Genomic DNA, 16,321 nt, shown 5'->3' on the forward strand with positions numbered 1-16,321 from the left:
TCGCGGCACCCGTCACCTCGGCATGAAATCTCCCGGTGCTGACGACCCTGCTAATGCCCGAGGAGGCAAGGCGGATCTTGTTCGTGCTGTTCGTGACGGCGGCGTATTTGCGGATCGTGGAAGAAAAGTAGCCATTCACTCGTCACAATTCGCGCCAGTGTCCAAGGCCGCAGAAATCACAACTGCGCAGCAATTTTCGCACTCGCCCATCAAATCGAGTGGTTGTTTATTTAAAATAACCCAGATATTTAAATCGCAAACATAGATGGGGGATGAGTTGGAACGTGTCTCAAATATCCTGTTATTGAGTTTCCGGTGAATGACCGACTCTAGTTCGGCGTTTTCGGCAGCGGAGCAGGGGCTAGGTTATATATATCAGGCCAGATTTGCACTCCTGAAGGTGCTCGATCTTCCGGAGGATGGTGCTGTATACATCGAAAGAAATGATGACGTAGAATTTGTAGCCACCAATGCAGGTGTCTCGCTGGCTTCGCTTAAGCACAAAGCCCCAGGAGACAGGCTCTCGGACTTATCGGTCGACTTCTGGAAGTCGGTGCGCATATGGATCAAATACTACAAGGCGAGCGGTATGGAGGCGTCTGACGCCCGCTTCCTTTTGTTCAGCACTGCGAGTATTTCTCCCAACTCATTCCTTACCCTGTTTACCGGTGTGCAAGCAGATGACGGCACTAGAGCTGAAGTGGCCGCGAATATTCTGGCTCAAAGCCAGTCCCGTGAAATCGCAAAAGTCAAATCCGAACTCGATGGTTTGACCGCCGAAGAGACCCGAGATTTCTACGGACGCATAACGATCTTCCCAGCGGCACCACGAATTAATGAAATTCCGATGTTGGTGGATCAACGGCTTCGCACCGTCCGCCGAGAATTCCGCGTCGCTTTGTTCGAGAGACTTGAGGGTTGGTGGACCGACACCGTTATTAAGCTTCTGTCTGGCGAACGGAAGAAACCGATCAAGGTCCAGGAGGTTTCCGACAAGCTTGCGGCGCTCGCCGACGAGTATCGAGCGGATAACCTGCCCATAACGTTCCGAAATCGCCATCCAGACGGCAAGATCGATGCCTTAAACGACCCACGAATATTCGTTGAGCAACTGCGTGTGCTCGATCTGCCGGCAGGTCGAATCCAAAACGCGATCCTCGACTACTACCGGGCGTTCGAACAGCGCTCGAGTTGGGCTCGCGAAAACCTGCTGGTCTCGGGTGAGATCGAGGAATACGAAGACCGTCTCGTCGAGGAATGGGCACATTATCGGGAGATCGCATTCGAGACCATTACCGATGATAGCCAACCTGATGCATGCATTGCAGCCGGCAAAGAGCTTTATCTTTGGGCAGAGATGGAAACGGAAAGGCTAAGAATACGGGAGCGCGTCATGGAGCCATATGTGGTTCGCGGTGCTTTCCATATTCTCGCCAATTCGACTCCATCTCCCCGAGTTTATTGGCATCCGCGATTCATGCAGCGCTTGGCTCAATTGTTGGGCATTGCCGCATGAAAAGCTGGAGCGAGCGGCCAATTGAGATTCGCAACCTCTTCAACCCTGCATTTTGTGGCCTTGTGCTCTTTCGCGCTTTATCTGGGTTCGAGGAGGAAGCCAAAGAAGGCATGCCATTCTCGTTGTCCCTGCTGATTTTGCCATTGTGTTTGCAGCGCCAGTCTCGTGAAACTTTGCAGCGCGGAAACCGCGGTTATTTCTTGAAGGTGGTTGCGGAGCATCCGGAACTCCAAGTTGGATTCGACCGTCGTTGCACCGATATCCTTCCGTTCACTTTCGAAGCACTCGGGTTGCTCATGCATGTCGATGCACTGGCTGTTCAGCCGGACGGCCGGTTGCTTTCCAAGCCAAAAGGTGTGCGAAAGACTATTAACGGCACTCCTGAGTCCATAGCTTGTCAACGCGTTGCGGCGTTCTTGGGAAAAGAGTTCGCGCGCATTGGTGATAGAGGAACTATCTATACCACACTGGGCATTAGACCATGAAGATCAAGTCAATCCATATATATAGTAATGATGGCCGCCGTCGGGATGTGATCTTTCATGATGGCCTCAACGTAATTACTGGCAGGTCCTCCACCGGCAAATCCGCCCTTTCGGATATCATCGAATATTGCATGGGACGATCGACCTTCAACGTGCCCGAAGGCGTGATCCGGGATCACGTAACTTGGTACGCGGTTATTTATCGTTTCGAGGGCGAACAGGTGCTCGTGGCGAAACCAGCTCCTGTACTTGGTGCGCAAAGCGGAAGTACCGTCATGGTTCGCCGCGGAGCCGTGCTAAATGCACCAGCGTTCAACGAACTCGTAGTCAACGACACTGATGACGGCGTCGTCGCTCTGCTAACGGGGTTGCTCGGCATTCCTGAGAATACCACCGATGTTCCGCTTGAAAACAGTCGGGACAGCTACGATGCAAACGTAAAACATACCTTCTACTACCTGTTCCAGAAACAGGCGATTGTAACCAACAAGGATCAGTTGTTCTATCGCCAGAACGAGCCGCACCAGCCGCAAGCGATCAAGGACACGCTACCCATCCTGCTGGGGGTGTCTGGTAGAGACAAGTTTACACTGGAATCCCAACTGCGCATTGCGCAACGCGAGCTTCGCTTAAATGCAAAGCTCGTCCAGCAAGCCAACGAAGCAATCGACAGTTCCGAGGAGCGCGCGATCGGCCTCCTGTCGGAAGCTCGGGCCGTTGGCATTCTACGATCCATTGGCGGCGACGAGGTGGCGGTCGTCGATCTTCTCCGACAGGCTCTTGACTGGCAACCAACGCCTACACCCGAAGACGACGGTCAAAGGGTGTCAACCATCGAGAACGACTTGGTCGATCTCAGGGAACGACGTCGAGAGACACAGCGCCGGATAGAAAGCGCGCAGCAGTTCGCCCGCCGAGCGGAAGGTTTCCAGAGCGAAGTTACGGAGCAACGGGATCGCTTGAGTTCTATCAAGGCACTCCCCTCCAACAAGGCCACAGGGGAATGGCAGTGGCCATTTGTAGAAGCCAACCTCGGCATGACAACCCCTATTGCCGAGGCACTTTTATCGGAACTCGCCTCTTTGGATCGCGAACTGATAGCTGTGACTGGCGAACGGCCCGCCTTAGAAGCCTATTTGGTCGAGCGGCAGAAGGAAGTGGTCTCGATAGGAGACGACCTCCGAAGCAGGGAGTTGGAACTAGCTTCCGCCATTGCGGCCAGCGAAGTAATCGCCCAGACGGGCAGCAGGAACAACGCCGCTTCACGTGTGGTCGGTCGCATTAGTTTGTTTCTGGAGAACCTTGTACCCGATACCGAGATGACGAAGCTTAAGAATGAGGAGCGCCGACTCAAGGCCAAGGTAGAAGGTCTCGAACGAAAGCTTGGCGCCGATGATACAGAATCTCGTTTGGTATCGACACTCAGCAATATCTCTATGCATATGTCTGGATACATCGCCGCTCTCGGTGGTGAGTTTGGCCAGTACCCGGCTCGCCTTGACCTGCACAATCTCACTGTCGTTATAGATCGGCCTGGTCGGCCGATCTATATGAACAGGACAGGTGGCGGCGAAAATCACTTGGCGTATCATCTGGCCGCACTACTGGCCCTTCATCGGTTCGCTTCGACTTACGGTCAGCCCATACCGAGATTCATGCTAATCGACCAACCGACACAGGTATATTTTCCTTCGGAGAAGGCTTACGCGGAAGCTGGAGGGTCAATCGAACAGACTGAAAAGGATGCCGATCTGGAGGCCGTTAGGCGGCTGTTCGAGGTCCTGTCTCGGTTCACGATTCAAGATGCGCCCGGCTTCCAATTGATTGTTACTGAGCACGCGAACCTACGTGACGATTGGTTTCAAGCCGCGTTGGTTGAAGGGCCATGGACTAAGCCGCCAGCTCTTGTTCCCGACGACTGGCCTGATATTCCTCTCACATAATGAAATCTTTGCGTTGTGTTCGCTATTTCAATTCACTTGGCCAGATCTGCGTCGTCGACGGCGGGGATACGGCTGTCCGCCTACCCACCCGCCAGCCTCGGCAGCAGAAAATCTCCGCCCCCTGCGGCAATTCCTTCGACCACGTCTCGCGATAGATCGTCCCATCGATCGCCACCGCGATGCCTTTGTCGATCCAGGGCTCGAGGCCGGGATACTGTTCAGCCAGCTTCCTGAACAGCTCCCTGATGTCCTTGGCTTCGACCTCGACCTTGCTCTTGCCGTCGGCAAGCTGGCCGACGGCGCCCCAAGGGGTGACTTCGACCATCAGCGCACCCCTCGCCCTAGCCTTCCCGTTCCGCCTCGATCGCCGCCAGGCCGACTAGCAATGTGACAAACAGTTGAAGAACGAAGACGTCGATCGTCACATCAGCGTGCACTGGAAGTAATGAAAAATCGGTCCTTTAAGCATTCACTTGAAATGATGGGTAACGAATGGATACGCTTCAATTCGAAATCGCCCGCTTCCTGGCTGCAAAGGCTTTGCATAAGAGGCGGACGACATACCAGCAGGTTGGTGAGGCAGTAGGCTGGAACCATCCAACGGGCCGCGGGCTTGGGCGAAATCTCGAGGTCATTCTGCACTATTTGGCGGATCGTGGGCTGCCGCCTCTCACGACGATCCTGGTGAAGAAGGGGGAGCGGCATCCAGCTGAAGATGCGATGGCATACATCCGCAGCGCACTCGGAGCTATAGACATCGAGGCTGCCCAGCAAGAGGTGTTTGCGTTTGACTGGACGTCGGTTCCAGAACTCGCCCCGGCCACCGATACCCTACCCGATGGCCGGCAGGTCTGGCTGACATCGTTCTGGGGCTTCGATCCAGCCAGCTGGGGATGCATCGGATTTGCCGACGAAGCTCGGCGGGCCCGTTACCTTAGCAACTCCAAGCCGGGGACACTGGTCGCGATCTACGTGACCAAGGGAAAGGGCCCGGAAAACATGCGCGGCAAGGTTGTCGGGGTGCTTGAGATCTCCCACGAGATCGGTCACGCGCAGGAGTTCATCTCGGGGGATCGCTGGGCCGAAAAGGAGCGCGATCAGGACTCCCGTGGGAAGTGGCTTTATGCGGTAAAGGCGACGAGGGCATGGCGCATCGTTCCAGAGGATTGGCGTCGAGTGGAGGAGTTGTTTCCTCAGGCTTATCGTGGCTCGAATGCAGAACTCATAGGAGCAAACGGTGTCCCCGTCTCAGCCGACGAGGCGGCAGAGCTCTATGAGTTGGACGTCTACGAAGTGCCGGTCTATGGGCAGACGGAGCCCGTGGACCCGACAATTCAGACCCTCGAATCCGCGCTTAGCCCGAGCCGCGCCGTGAGACCGGCCTCACGGCCTTACTGGGTCGGGGAGACGAACGGGCCGAAGCATCTCTACATACTCCGCCTCGTGGGTAACATCGGAGCCTATCTGGGACGTCGGGATGATGAAGTCGAAGACAAACACATCATCAAAGTAGGCTTCTCAAAGAGCCCGCAGGCGCGCCGCGATCAGATCCAGAGCGCCTATCCCAGAGGAGCCTTCCATTGGGAGGTCTTCAAGCCAAGCCCTCAGCCCGACACCGCACCATATGCGAGTGCAGAAATTGCGATCGCCGGCGAGGACGCCATGAAGAAGCGCCTCGTGGAAGATGGCGCAGAGGTGCTTGGTGGCGAGTTTTTCCTCGCAGACGACAACCTGATCTATCGGATCTGGGCAGCGGGTAGCAACGCGGCGAAGGCAGCGCAGGATGGACTGCGGAACCAGCAATTTCCAGAATAGGCGCCGACGGTTCGAGCTCTACAACAGCCAAGCAGCAGGTTCTATGCCTAGTATCGACCCATCGGCACCCGAAACCAGACAGTCCGCTTGCGGCCCCACCACGACATGATGTTAAGCGATGGTGCCGAGGCCCGGCTCTCCCCCTCATCCCCCCGCCAGTCGCGGCAACAGAAAAATCTCCGCCCCCTCTGGCAGCTTCTTCGACCACGTATCCCGATAGATCGTCCCGTCGATCGCAACCGCGATGCCTTTGTCGATCCAGGGCTCTAGGCCGGGATACTGTTCAGCCAGCTTCCTGAACAGCTCCCTTATGTCCTTGGCCTCGATCTCGACCTTGCTGTTGCCTCCGGCGGTCGCGGCGAGCGAGCCCCAGAGCGTTACTTCGACCATTCCCGTTCCGCCTCGATCGCCGCCAGGATGCGCGGCGGCGACATCGGGATGTGCGTCATGCGCACGCCCGCGGCGTTCGACACCGCATTGGCAATCGCCGCCAGCGGCGGCACGATCGACGTCTCGCCGACACCGCGCACCCCGTAAGGGTGGTTGGGGTTGGGGATTTCGAGGATCTGCGTGTCGATCATCGGCAGGTCCGAGCAGACCGGGATGCGGTAGTCGAGGAAGCCGGCGTTCTGCAGCCGCCCGTCCTTGCCGTATATATACTCCTCGTTGAGCGCCCAGCCGATGCCTTGCGCCGCACCGCCCTGGTACTGTCCCTCGACATAGGTCGGGTGCACCGCCTTGCCCGCATCCTGCACGACCGTGTAGCGGATGACCCTGGTGGCGCCGGTCTCGGGATCGACCTCGATATCGCAGATATGGGTGGCGAAGGAGACGCCGGCGCCATCGGCGACGAGTTCGCTGTGGCCGGCGATCGGCCCGCCGGTCTTGCCCGACTCGACCGCGATCTCCTTCAGCGACAGCTTGCCGAGATTGCCGTGCTTCTCGCCCTTGGCGACCGCGTGGCCCTTTTCCCAGACCACGTCGTCGACGGCAATGTCCCACATCTGCGCAGCGCGCTCGCGCAGGATTTTGATCGCATTGCGGGCGGCCGAGATCGTCGCCATGGAGGACGAGAAGGTGCCGCGGCTGCCGTCCGTCATGTCGTTGTAGCCGAGGCTGGACGTGTCGGCGACGATCGCCTTGACCTGGCTATAGTCGATGCCGAGCTCCTCCGCCGCCACCAGCGACAGCGACGCGCGCGAACCACCGACATCGACCGTGCCGACGGCAAGCGAGACCGAGCCGTCCATGCCGATGTTGAGGTCGGTGCAGGTCTGGCCGCCGAAATTGAACCAGAAGCCGCAAGCCATGCCACGGCCCTGGTTCTTGCCCAGCGGCGCCTTCATGTGCGGATGGCTCTTCACCGCCTCCAGCGTCGGGCCGATGCCGATCGGTCCGTAGACCGGGCCGTAGGAGGACCGTGTGCCTTCCTGCGCGGCGTTCCTGATGCGGAAGTCGACCGGATCCATGCCGATCTTCTTGGCCAGCTCGTCGACAGCACTTTCCACCGCGAAGGCCGCCATCGGCGCTGAGGGCGCGCGATAGGCTGCGGTCTTCGGCCGGTTGACCAGCACTTCGTAGCCGACCGTCTTGACGTTATCGAGCTTGTAGCAGGCGAATGCCGTCATGGCGCCGATCTCGGCCCAGGAGCCGGCATACGGGCCGCAGCTGTAGCGAAGCGTCGCTTCGGCGGCGGTGATCGTGCCGTCCTTGCGGGCGCCGATCTTGACGTCGATCGAGGTGGCGCTGGTCGGGCCCGAGGCGCGGAACACCTCGTCGCGGGTCATCACGAGCTTCACCGGCCGTCCGGCCTTGCGCGACAGCGCCAGCGCCACCGGCTCGGCCCAGACATGGGTCTTGCCGCCGAAACCGCCGCCGATCTCCGAGGAGGTGACGCGCAGTTTCGAGGCTTCCATGCCAAGCAACTGGGCGCAGTGCTGGCGGTAGACGAAATGGCCCTGCGTGCACACCCAGAGATCAGCGGTGCCGTCGGAGCTGAAATTCGCCACGCAGGCATGCGGCTCGATATAGCCCTGGTGCGTCTGCTCGGTCTTGAAGGAACGCTCGACGATAAAGTCGGCCTGCCCGAAACCCTGATGGACATCGCCATGGCCAAACTGGCTGCGCTTGGTGACGTTGGAGGGTTTTACCGGTTTTTCCTCGAGGCCCTCGGTGAAGATGGCATCATTGATCAAGGGCGCCGTGTGCTTCGCCGCCTCGTCGACATCGGTGACATGCGGCAAAAGCTCGTATTCAATCTCGATGAGCTTCAGCGCCTGCCTGGCGGTGCGGGCATCGATCGCGGCGACCGCGGCCACCGCGTGGCCGTCATAGAGCGCTTTCGTGCGCGCCATGCAATTGTCGAGGACGTCGTACATGGCGGCATCGCCATCGGTGAGGTCGGGCAGGTCGGCCGCGGTGATCACCGCCTTGACGCCGGCGAGCTTTTCCGCCTTGGACGTGTCGATTTTCACGATCCTGGCGTGAGCATGCGGGCTTCTGAGAACACGCCCGACCAATTGGCCGGCCATGTTGAAGTCGGCGCCGTAGCGGGCGCGGCCCGTCACCTTGTCGATGCCGTCGGGACGGATCGGACGCGTGCCGACGGAGGCGAATTTACGTCCGGAAAAACGTGGATCGAAATTCATCTCAGGCTCCCTTCATCACGATGGCCGCGTCCTGGACGGCGCGCACGATCTTGTCGTAGCCGGTGCAGCGGCAGAGGTTCCCGGCGAGGCCGAAGCGGATTTCCTCCTCGGTCGGGTCGGGGTTCTTGGCCAGGAGGTCCTTGGCCGCGATCAGGAAGCCCGGCGTGCAGATGCCGCATTGCAGCGCCGCATGCTCGAGGAACTTCTGCTGCAGCGGGTGCAGCGTATCGCCATGGGCCATGCCCTCGATGGTCTCGACGCGCCGGCCTTCAGCCTCGGCGCCGAGCACCAGGCATGAGCAAACCAGCCGATCGTCGAGGATGATCGAGCAGGCGCCGCAGTCGCCGGTGCCGCAGCCTTCCTTGGCGCCCGTCAGCCCCAGCCGATCGCGCAGGACATCGAGCAGCGTCTCGTCCGGCTGGCAAAGATACTCGACAGCGTCGCCGTTGATTGTCGTTGAAACTGCTATACCAGCCATCATTTGCCTCCTGCACGTGTATAGGCTGATGTGGCGGCCCGCTGGGCCAGCACACCCGCAACTTTTCGTCTGAATTCGATGGTGCCGCGCTTGTCGTCGATGGGACGGCAGGCGCCCGCACAGACCTTGGCGAGCCGCTCCAGCGTCGCTTCGTCCAGCTTGGAGCCGATGAGCACCTCCGCCGCCTCTTCGACCAGAAGCACCGTCGCCGCCACGGCGCCCAGCGCCACGCGGGCCGATTTGACCACACCGTGCTCGTCGAGCGTCAGGTTCACGCCGGCACTGACCACCGCGATGTCCATCTCGGTGCGTGGAATGAAACGCAGATAGGCATCGCCAGAGCGCGGCTCGCGCTTGTCGAGTAGGATCGCCTCGATGATCTCGCCTTTGGCCAGCGACGTCTTGCCCGGCGCGGTCGGCACGCTCTGCACGGGAATCGTGCGCCGGCCCGCCGGCCCGACGACCACTGCCTTGGCGCCGGCGGCAACCAGCGCCGGCACGCTGTCGGCGGCCGGCGAGGCGTTGCAGAGATTGCCCACGATGGTGCAGCGTCCCTGCACCTGCTTCGAGCCGATCAGCTTGGCCGCCTCGACGACACCAGGCCATGCCTTCTTGAGGGCGGTGTTCTCTCCCAGGACGGCGCAGGGAACCGCGGCGCCGATGCTGAAGCCTTCAGCAGTTTCCCGGATCTCGCTCAAGCCATCGATCGCCTTGATGTCGACGATCAGCTCTGGTTCGGCAAAGCCGCCCTTCATCCTGACCAGGAGGTCGCTGCCTCCCGCGAGGATGGCGGCCGTACCAGCCGACCCGGCCAAGTGGCCAACGGCATCTTCTATTGAAAGCGGACGTATGTAGCGCATCGTCTCCCCTTGGTCATCGCGATTTCAGCGACCGTTATAAACAGTCTCCTCATAATGGCTATCCGGTTCCTCAACTGCGGCGATTAGGCCAGGCGCCGCAATATCCAGTCCAACAGACGGAAAGTGGCGCGCTGAATGGCAGCAACCGGCTTTGGGATGATTTTCGTGAAACTTCGGCTATGGATCAAGTGCGCTCATTCGCCCTTGTCCGCCTTTGGACCGGAACGGCCTCAGCCCGTGACGCGCTTTCCCGGAAAACTGTTCACATTTTTCCTGGAATTGCCCTAGAGATCGGCCTCGGCGAAGATGCGCGAGGCCCAGTCGAGGAAGACGCGCAGGCGTGGCGAGAGCTGACGGTTCTGCGGGTAGAGCGCCGACAGCGGTGTCGGCGATGGCGGATAGTCGGCCAGCACCTCGACGAGCGTCCCATCCGCCAGATCCTTCTCGAAGCGATAGCGCGGTGCCTGGATGAGGCCGAGGCCAAGCCGCGCCAGATCGGCGGCGGTGTCGGAATTGTTGGCGGCGACGCGGCATGGCAGCCGCACCTCACGGATACTGCCGGCGACGGTGAATTCGAACGGAAGGGTCTCGCCGGTGCGCGACGAAACAAAGCCCACCGCCTGGTGACCGTCGAGCGCATCGGGGGAGACGGGCGTGCCGTGGCGCTCGAGATAGGCAGGGCTGGCGCAGGTGATCTCGCGGATGACAGCCAGCCGCCGCATGATCATGCCGCTGTCGGGCGGCTCGCCGACGCGGATGACGCAGTCGACGCCTTCGCGCACGAGATCGACCAGCCGGTCGCTTTGGCCGATCTGCAGGTCGATCCTGACATAGCGGGCGAGGAACTCCGGCAGGCGCGGCAACAGGAATGTGCGGGTGAGCAGCGTGCTGGCGTCGATGCGCAGCAGGCCGAAAGGCTCGGCATTGCGAAAGGCGGCCTCGGCATCCTCGATCTCGGCCAGGATCGACAGGCAGCGCCGATAGTAGGCTTCGCCGTCCTGCGTGGCGTTCACCTGCCGCGTCGTTCGTTCCAGAAGCCGCGCGCCGAGATGCTCTTCCAGCCGCCGGATCGCTTCCGTCGCGGTTGAACGCGGCAGGCCGAGATCGGCCGCGGCAGCGGTAAAGCTGCGCCGCTCCAGAACGCGAACGAAGAGCCGCATCGTGTCCAGTCGATCCATGGCCCTTGTTCGCAATTTCCGAATAGTGATGTCAATAGATGGCTGATTATACGGAAAGCGGGTCGGCCTATATCCGTGTCACCAACACGGAGAGACTTCCATGACATCCAATCAAACAAGTACGGGTGGCCAAACCAGAACCGCGATCGTGACCGGCGCCTCCAAAGGCATCGGCGCCGCCATCGCACAGCGGCTCGCCCGCGATGGCGTCGCCGTCGTCCTCAATTATGCACGGGGCCGCGCCGAGGCCGAAGAGCTTGTGCGCAGCATCGAAGCCGGCGGCGGCAAGGCAATCGCCGTTCAGGCCGATATCGCCGATCCGAATGGGATCGCAGCGCTGTTCGACGCCGGCGAGAAGGCGTTCGGCGGCATCGACATCCTCGTCAACAATGCCGGCGTCATGAAGATTTCGCCGATGGCGCAGACCGACGACGCTTCGTTCGACACGCAGATCGCGATCAATCTCGGCGGCGTGTTCCGCGGCATGCGGGAAGGCGCGCGCCGGCTTCGCGACGGCGGCCGCATCGTCAATTTTTCCAGCAGCGTCGTCGGCCTCTACCAGCCGGGCTACGGCGTCTACGCCGCCACCAAGGCGGGTGTCGAGGCGATGACCCACATCCTGGCCAAGGAGCTTGGCGCGCGCCGCATCACAGTTAACGCAGTAGCGCCCGGGCCGATCGAAACCGCGCTGTTCACGGACGGCAAGAGCGAGGCGCAGATCGAGGCCATCGGCAAGATGATCCCGCTCGGCCGGCTTGGCCAGCCCGACGACATTGCCGGGCTGGTCTCGTTCCTGGCCGGGCCGGACAGCTTCTGGGTCAACGGACAAATCATCCGCGCCAATGGCGGCGTCGTCTGAGCCGTCGCCGACCGCTCCACGCCGAACCTCAAATTCCACAGAAAGGAAAAGATCATGCCATTCGCCAACATCAAGTTACCGCAAGCGGCGCTCTCCAGGGCGCAGAAGGAAGACCTCATCCATCGAACGACAGCCATGTTCGTCGACTTTTTCGGCGAGGGTGTGCGCCCCTTCACGATGGTGCTGGTGGAGGAGGTCGCCGACGGCGGCTATGGCCGGGCCGACGAAGTGTTCGTCGTGCCGGAAGTTTTTCGCGCAAAGGAGTAGTGCCGGGCCGTTCCCGGGCGAGCCACGGGTCTCGCCCGTCCTTCGGGTCCCACAAGTGGGGAGATCGGCAGCATCACCCCCTTCCGCTTCTCCACCTCGGCCTTCCTCAGCAGGAACCGCTGAATCTTGCCGCTGGGTGTCTTCGGCAACTCGCTCGTTGACCGCCGGATGTTCGATCAGCGCGCTTTCGACGTCGATGCGGTAGCCCGGCAGAGGTGATGGCGTCGTCGGCGCGGCCGATCAGGAGATCGACCGTCCGGTTGCGCGAATGGCCCGAGAAGGGCTGGCCTCACCCGTGCGGCCCTGTATCATGGCCTTGTGAATGCTTGGGAGGAGGCTTGTGCATGCGGCTGAATCGGAATCTCTGTCATTGGAGGGTTTGGGTCTTCATCGCCGCAATGGTGCTTTGGCCGCACGCGGCGCCGGCCGATACCCTCACGCCCGAGCGCATCACTGCTGCCCTGTCGAAGCTCGAAGCGCTTGCCGAAGCCGCCGTAGCGGACGGTGCTGTACCCGGTCTCGCCATCGGCGTCGTGCGCGATGACGAGGTGATCTTCCTCAAGGGTTTTGGGCATCGCGAGGCCGGCAAGCCAGAGACCGTCGACGCCGACACGGTGTTCCAGATCGCCTCCCTTTCCAAACCGGTTTCCGCCACCGTCGTAGCGGCGTTGGTTAGCGACAGGATCGTGTCCTGGGATTCGAAGATCGCCGATCTCGATCCGGCCTTCCGGTTGGCCGATCCTTATCCGGCGAGCCAACTCACCGTTCGTGACCTGTTTTCGCATCGCAGCGGGCTTCCAGGCACCGCCGGAGACGACCTCGAAGGTATTGGCTACGACCGCGTCGAGATCGTGCATCGCCTGCGGTTCGTGCCACCATCGTCGAGCTTTCGCGCCGGGTATGCCTACAGCAATTTCGGATTGACAGAGGGTGCCATGGCAGCCGCGACACCGACAGGAAAGCCCTGGGAGGAGGTCGCCGAGGAGAAGCTCTACCGTCCGCTTGGCATGGCCTCGACCAGTTCCCGTCATTCGGACTTCGTCAAGCAAAGCAACCGTGCTGCGCTTCACGTCAAGGTCGATGGCGCCTGGGCCGCGAAGATAGAGCGCGATCCGGATGCGCAGGCGCCCGCCGGCGGCGTCAGCTCCACGGCACGTGACCTCTCGCAATGGCTGCGCCTCATCCTCGGCAACGGCGTTTATGCCGGCAAGACACTGATTGCCGCCGATGCGCTAAGCCAGACGCATGTTCCGCTGATAGCGCGCGGCAACAACCCCGTCTCCGGCGGCGCATCGTTCTACGGCCTCGGCTGGAACGTCGAATTCGGCCGACACGGCCTGAGCTGGGGCCACGCCGGCGCCTTCAGTGTCGGGGCGCGTACCCTGGTGACAGTCTTCCCAAAGGAGAAGCTGGGCATCGTCATCGTCGCCAACGCCTTTCCGACTGGCCTGCCGGAGGGATTGTCCGACAGCTTCGCCGATCTCGTCTTCGACGGTAACGTCGAGAAGGACTGGGTCAAGGCGTGGAATGATATCTATGCGGGCCTGTTCGGTCCGGCGGTCGCGGCGGCCAAGGCCGCCTATGCCGCGCCGCCGTCTCCGCCACGGCCAGCCGGGCCGGACAGCGTCTATGCCGGCCGGTACGCCAACGACTTCATCGGCGATGCGATTGTGTCGGAAGCGGGAGACCACCTTGTGCTCAGGGTAGGCCCGGCCGCCGGCCGGTCCTACTCATTGAGGCATTTCGACGGTGACCTTTTCCTGACCTTCCCCGACGCGGAGACGCCGGACAGCCCCTCGGGCGTAAGTTTTGTGGTCGGCGCTGACGGCAAGGCGTCGGCCATGACCGTAGGTTTTCTCGACGACAATCATCTCGGCACGCTGCAACGTGTGGGGGACTGACTTCCAAATCGAACGGTGCGGCCGGGAGTTCAGGATGCCGGGCCGTACCGGAGCAGTTTGAAGCAATCGCCGTTGCCCGATTTCGTCTGCGCCAGCAAGGGCTTCGACCTGTCTATCCATTCCTGATGTGACTTCGCATCGGCCTCGATCGCATCGACCGGTGCAAGACTGACAAAGCTGCGTCCGTGGCTGAGAAGCCAGCACGCACGGCCGAGAAATCGCCTGCTGCGCTGGCGCAAGAGGTCGGCATCGTAGAAGATGTCGAGCACCTCGTGCTTGATCTTGCGCTGCGTTTCAGGATTGGCGATCGCAACCTCAATCGGCTCGCCGCCGATCGCATCCTGCAGGTCCTTGTAGTCGAGGGTGAGTTGGGTGATGGCATATTTGATCTCGCTCTCGTCGCGCACGATGTCGAACCATAGCGTCGGATCGAGCTCGTTGACGACGAACGACGACTCGAAATCGCGCGACAGGTTGAGGATGTCGAAGTCCCGGATGTCGACGTCGCGCTCAACCAGCAGGATTTCGCGGACCTGCTTGCCAAGCTCCGCTCCCTGCGCGCCGATGGCGGCGTTGGTTCCACCAAGTTCGGGACTAATATAGGCCCCGCCGTCATCCAGCAGCGCGTCGAATTCGCCAAGTGACTCGACGAGGGGAGCGCCGCGAGCGATGCGCGCCGCCAGCTTGGCCAGAACCTGCTGAAGATCCGCTTCGCGTCTGCGCTGGTCTTGGTAATTCTGCTGGAAAAAGAAGATGAACAGGGACACGCCGATGCCGATCAGGATCACGCCCAACTGCGAGAAGATGTTGCGGTGGTATTCCAGCAGCTTTTCGCGATGGCGCACGTCGTCGCGCACACTGTGGGCGACGCGCAAATTGACGATCAGCGACAGGATGAGCAGCCCAGTACCGACGAGGATGAGGCCGCCGATGAGCAGGTAACCATGGCCTGTGCTGAAATCCATTCCTTTTCCCTGAAGCCCAGACTGCGCAGAATAGTGCCATTTTGGCTAAATACCTACGGATTTGCAGGCGGTGGATTTGATGGCGGCGGCCACCCCGGAAGGTTGACCCGCCTGGCCATCCGGCCGATAGCTCCGCCAGAAACTGTCCTGAGAACCCTGATGACTTCAGACACCAACCTCCACGATGCACCCGCCGTCGGCCCTGACACCGACTGGCAGGCGGACGTCCGCGCCGGCGTGCGCCACGTGCGCGATCTGGCGTCCCTCCCGCTGTCCCCAGCCGAGCGCGCGGCCGCCCAAGCCGCGGCGGTGAAGCACAAGGTGCGCGCGCCCAAAGCCTATCTCGACCTGATCGACTGGAGCGACCCGGCCGATCCGATCCGGGCGCAGGTCATCCCGTCTCCGCAGGAACTTGAGGAAGCGGAGGGCGAGCTCGACGATCCGATCGCCGATCATGACTTCAGCCCGGTGCCGCGATTGACGCACCGTCATGCCGACCGGGTGCTGCTGTTCCCGACCTATCAATGCGCGGTCTATTGCCGGTTCTGCTTCCGCAAGGAATCGCTGACCTCGATCGGTCGTGGCTATACGCACGAGGCGCTGGAGCCGGCGCTGGCCTATATCGCCGAGCATCCCGAAATCCGTGAGGTGATCCTGACCGGCGGCGATCCGCTGTCGCTGCCCGACAAGGCACTGGCCGAAATCTCCGCGCGCATCGAAGCGATCCCCCATGTGCGGCTGCTGCGCATCCATACGCGCGTGCCGGTGGTGCTGCCGTCGCGCATTACATCAGGGCTCGTCGCGACGCTGCAGGGCCGGCTGATGGTCACCGTCGTCACCCATTTCAATCACGCGCGTGAAATCACCGGCGCTACCGAGGTGGCCTGCCGCACGCTTCGGCGAGCCGGGTTCGTGCTGCTCAACCAGAGCGTTCTGCTCAAAGGCGTCAACGACAGCATCGAGGCGCTGGAGGAGCTCTGCCGCGAGCTGATGTACCGCCTCGGCGTCAAACCCTATTACCTGCACCATGGCGACCTCGCGCGCGGCATGGCGCACCGGCGCACGACGATCGCGCAGGGACAGGCGCTGACCGAAGCGCTGCGGGCGCGGCTGTCGGGCATCTGCAACCCCGTCTATGTGCTCGACCTGCCGGAAGGCGGCGGCAAGGTGCCGATCGGGCCCTGTCATGTCGAGGGCAGGCAGGGGGAGAGCTGGCGGCTGCGCGGGCTCGATGGCGAAGTGCGGGAATATAGGGAGATCGTTGGCGCGCAAGAGGAACAGTCTTCGAAGATTCCAGGCTCGTGACGCCAGGATCCACCCGGATAATCCTACAGCGTCACAGCGACCGTTCGTAATGGCCAGCGTCTGCGCCGCCCCTCACCTGCCTGCCGGCATCCTCTCCCCGT

General features: G+C 61.3%; 14 protein-coding genes and 2 pseudogenes. 9 read left to right on the plus strand and 7 right to left on the minus strand.

The window, feature by feature from the left end; translation table 11 throughout:
• Positions 1 to 29 precede the first annotated feature (29 nt).
• From NP503_RS02705 to NP503_RS02720, 4 genes and pseudogenes are all read left to right on the plus strand, one after another.
• Positions 30 to 131, plus strand: a pseudogene (locus NP503_RS02705) (ABC transporter permease); the annotation flags it as partial.
• Between the two features lie 188 nt (positions 132 to 319).
• On the plus strand, positions 320 to 1,516 hold the full coding sequence (locus NP503_RS02710) for an ABC-three component system protein (protein ID WP_127266997.1): 1,197 nt from the start codon (positions 320 to 322) through the stop codon (positions 1,514 to 1,516).
• Entirely contained in the window at positions 1,513 to 2,001 is a 489-nt protein-coding gene (locus NP503_RS02715) for a three component ABC system middle component (RefSeq protein ID WP_127266996.1), read from the plus strand. Before NP503_RS02710 ends, NP503_RS02715 begins: the two co-directional genes overlap by 4 nt.
• Positions 1,998 to 3,944 carry a DUF3732 domain-containing protein gene (locus NP503_RS02720; protein ID WP_127266995.1) on the plus strand — a complete coding sequence of 649 codons (1,947 nt, stop codon included), beginning with the start codon at positions 1,998 to 2,000 and terminating at the stop codon, positions 3,942 to 3,944. The genes NP503_RS02715 and NP503_RS02720 overlap by 4 nt, the downstream gene beginning before the upstream one ends.
• 80 nt (positions 3,945 to 4,024) lie before the next feature.
• On the opposite strand, the pseudogene NP503_RS02725 reads toward NP503_RS02720, so the two are convergent.
• A pseudogene (locus NP503_RS02725) lies at positions 4,025 to 4,269 on the minus strand (MoaD/ThiS family protein).
• Between the two features lie 167 nt (positions 4,270 to 4,436).
• Here NP503_RS02725 and NP503_RS02730 point away from each other — a divergent pair.
• Positions 4,437 to 5,759 carry a hypothetical protein gene (locus NP503_RS02730; RefSeq protein ID WP_127266994.1) on the plus strand — a complete coding sequence of 441 codons (1,323 nt, stop codon included), beginning with the start codon at positions 4,437 to 4,439 and terminating at the stop codon, positions 5,757 to 5,759.
• A gap of 144 nt (positions 5,760 to 5,903) precedes the next feature.
• Here the strand turns inward: NP503_RS02730 and NP503_RS02735 are convergent, their stop codons facing one another.
• From NP503_RS02735 to NP503_RS02755, 5 genes are all read right to left on the minus strand, one after another.
• Positions 5,904 to 6,149, minus strand: a complete 246-nt coding sequence (locus NP503_RS02735; RefSeq protein WP_027035223.1) for a MoaD/ThiS family protein — start codon at positions 6,147 to 6,149, stop codon at positions 5,904 to 5,906.
• A complete protein-coding gene (locus NP503_RS02740) occupies positions 6,137 to 8,407 on the minus strand; it encodes a xanthine dehydrogenase family protein molybdopterin-binding subunit (RefSeq protein WP_127272500.1) in 2,271 nt (756 codons plus the stop codon). Before NP503_RS02740 ends, NP503_RS02735 begins: the two co-directional genes overlap by 13 nt.
• A 1-nt stretch (position 8,408) precedes the next feature.
• The gene (locus NP503_RS02745; RefSeq protein ID WP_013530647.1) at positions 8,409 to 8,885 is read right to left on the minus strand and encodes a (2Fe-2S)-binding protein; all 477 of its coding nucleotides are present in this window, start codon (positions 8,883 to 8,885) and stop codon (positions 8,409 to 8,411) included.
• Complete coding sequence (locus NP503_RS02750; protein WP_127271789.1) at positions 8,885 to 9,745, minus strand: xanthine dehydrogenase family protein subunit M; 861 nt, start codon at positions 9,743 to 9,745, stop codon at positions 8,885 to 8,887. The genes NP503_RS02745 and NP503_RS02750 overlap by 1 nt, the downstream gene beginning before the upstream one ends.
• A gap of 284 nt (positions 9,746 to 10,029) precedes the next feature.
• A complete protein-coding gene (locus NP503_RS02755; protein ID WP_127272499.1) occupies positions 10,030 to 10,923 on the minus strand; it encodes a LysR family transcriptional regulator in 894 nt (297 codons plus the stop codon).
• Between the two features lie 100 nt (positions 10,924 to 11,023).
• Here NP503_RS02755 and NP503_RS02760 point away from each other — a divergent pair, with 100 nt between their 5' ends.
• The 3 genes from NP503_RS02760 (at position 11,024) to NP503_RS02770 (ending at position 13,950) form a co-directional block, all read left to right on the plus strand.
• The gene (locus NP503_RS02760) at positions 11,024 to 11,782 is read left to right on the plus strand and encodes an SDR family oxidoreductase (protein ID WP_127269409.1); all 759 of its coding nucleotides are present in this window, start codon (positions 11,024 to 11,026) and stop codon (positions 11,780 to 11,782) included.
• A gap of 54 nt (positions 11,783 to 11,836) precedes the next feature.
• On the plus strand, positions 11,837 to 12,049 hold the full coding sequence (locus NP503_RS02765; protein WP_127269408.1) for a 4-oxalocrotonate tautomerase family protein: 213 nt from the start codon (positions 11,837 to 11,839) through the stop codon (positions 12,047 to 12,049).
• A gap of 344 nt (positions 12,050 to 12,393) precedes the next feature.
• Positions 12,394 to 13,950: a serine hydrolase gene (locus NP503_RS02770; RefSeq protein ID WP_127269407.1), complete on the plus strand. Its 1,557-nt coding sequence runs from the start codon at positions 12,394 to 12,396 to the stop codon at positions 13,948 to 13,950.
• A 29-nt stretch (positions 13,951 to 13,979) separates the two neighbouring features.
• Here NP503_RS02770 and NP503_RS02775 read toward each other — a convergent pair whose 3' ends face one another.
• Positions 13,980 to 14,915, minus strand: a complete 936-nt coding sequence (locus NP503_RS02775; RefSeq protein ID WP_127269406.1) for a hypothetical protein — start codon at positions 14,913 to 14,915, stop codon at positions 13,980 to 13,982.
• Between the two features lie 159 nt (positions 14,916 to 15,074).
• On the opposite strand from NP503_RS02775, the gene NP503_RS02780 reads away from it, so the two are divergent.
• A complete protein-coding gene (locus NP503_RS02780) occupies positions 15,075 to 16,220 on the plus strand; it encodes a KamA family radical SAM protein (protein ID WP_127271998.1) in 1,146 nt (381 codons plus the stop codon).
• The last annotated feature ends 101 nt before the right edge of the window (positions 16,221 to 16,321 follow it).

The sequence above is a fragment of the Mesorhizobium sp. SEMIA396 genome, assembly GCF_024518615.1.
Classification (GTDB): Bacteria; Pseudomonadota; Alphaproteobacteria; order Rhizobiales; family Rhizobiaceae; genus Mesorhizobium.

Coding starts and splice junctions, on each gene's coding strand:
- NP503_RS02780 (WP_127271998.1), top strand. CDS start 15,075: ATGACTTCAGACACCAACCTCCACGATGCACCCGCCGTCGGCCCTGAC.
- NP503_RS02730 (WP_127266994.1), top strand. CDS start 4,437: ATGGATACGCTTCAATTCGAAATCGCCCGCTTCCTGGCTGCAAAGGCT.
- NP503_RS02715 (WP_127266996.1), top strand. CDS start 1,513: ATGAAAAGCTGGAGCGAGCGGCCAATTGAGATTCGCAACCTCTTCAAC.
- NP503_RS02720 (WP_127266995.1), top strand. CDS start 1,998: ATGAAGATCAAGTCAATCCATATATATAGTAATGATGGCCGCCGTCGG.
- NP503_RS02735 (WP_027035223.1), bottom strand. CDS start 6,149: ATGGTCGAAGTAACGCTCTGGGGCTCGCTCGCCGCGACCGCCGGAGGC.
- NP503_RS02750 (WP_127271789.1), bottom strand. CDS start 9,745: ATGCGCTACATACGTCCGCTTTCAATAGAAGATGCCGTTGGCCACTTG.
- NP503_RS02755 (WP_127272499.1), bottom strand. CDS start 10,923: ATGGATCGACTGGACACGATGCGGCTCTTCGTTCGCGTTCTGGAGCGG.
- NP503_RS02775 (WP_127269406.1), bottom strand. CDS start 14,915: ATGGATTTCAGCACAGGCCATGGTTACCTGCTCATCGGCGGCCTCATC.
- NP503_RS02760 (WP_127269409.1), top strand. CDS start 11,024: ATGACATCCAATCAAACAAGTACGGGTGGCCAAACCAGAACCGCGATC.
- NP503_RS02710 (WP_127266997.1), top strand. CDS start 320: ATGACCGACTCTAGTTCGGCGTTTTCGGCAGCGGAGCAGGGGCTAGGT.
- NP503_RS02770 (WP_127269407.1), top strand. CDS start 12,394: ATGCGGCTGAATCGGAATCTCTGTCATTGGAGGGTTTGGGTCTTCATC.
- NP503_RS02765 (WP_127269408.1), top strand. CDS start 11,837: ATGCCATTCGCCAACATCAAGTTACCGCAAGCGGCGCTCTCCAGGGCG.
- NP503_RS02745 (WP_013530647.1), bottom strand. CDS start 8,885: ATGGCTGGTATAGCAGTTTCAACGACAATCAACGGCGACGCTGTCGAG.
- NP503_RS02740 (WP_127272500.1), bottom strand. CDS start 8,407: ATGAATTTCGATCCACGTTTTTCCGGACGTAAATTCGCCTCCGTCGGC.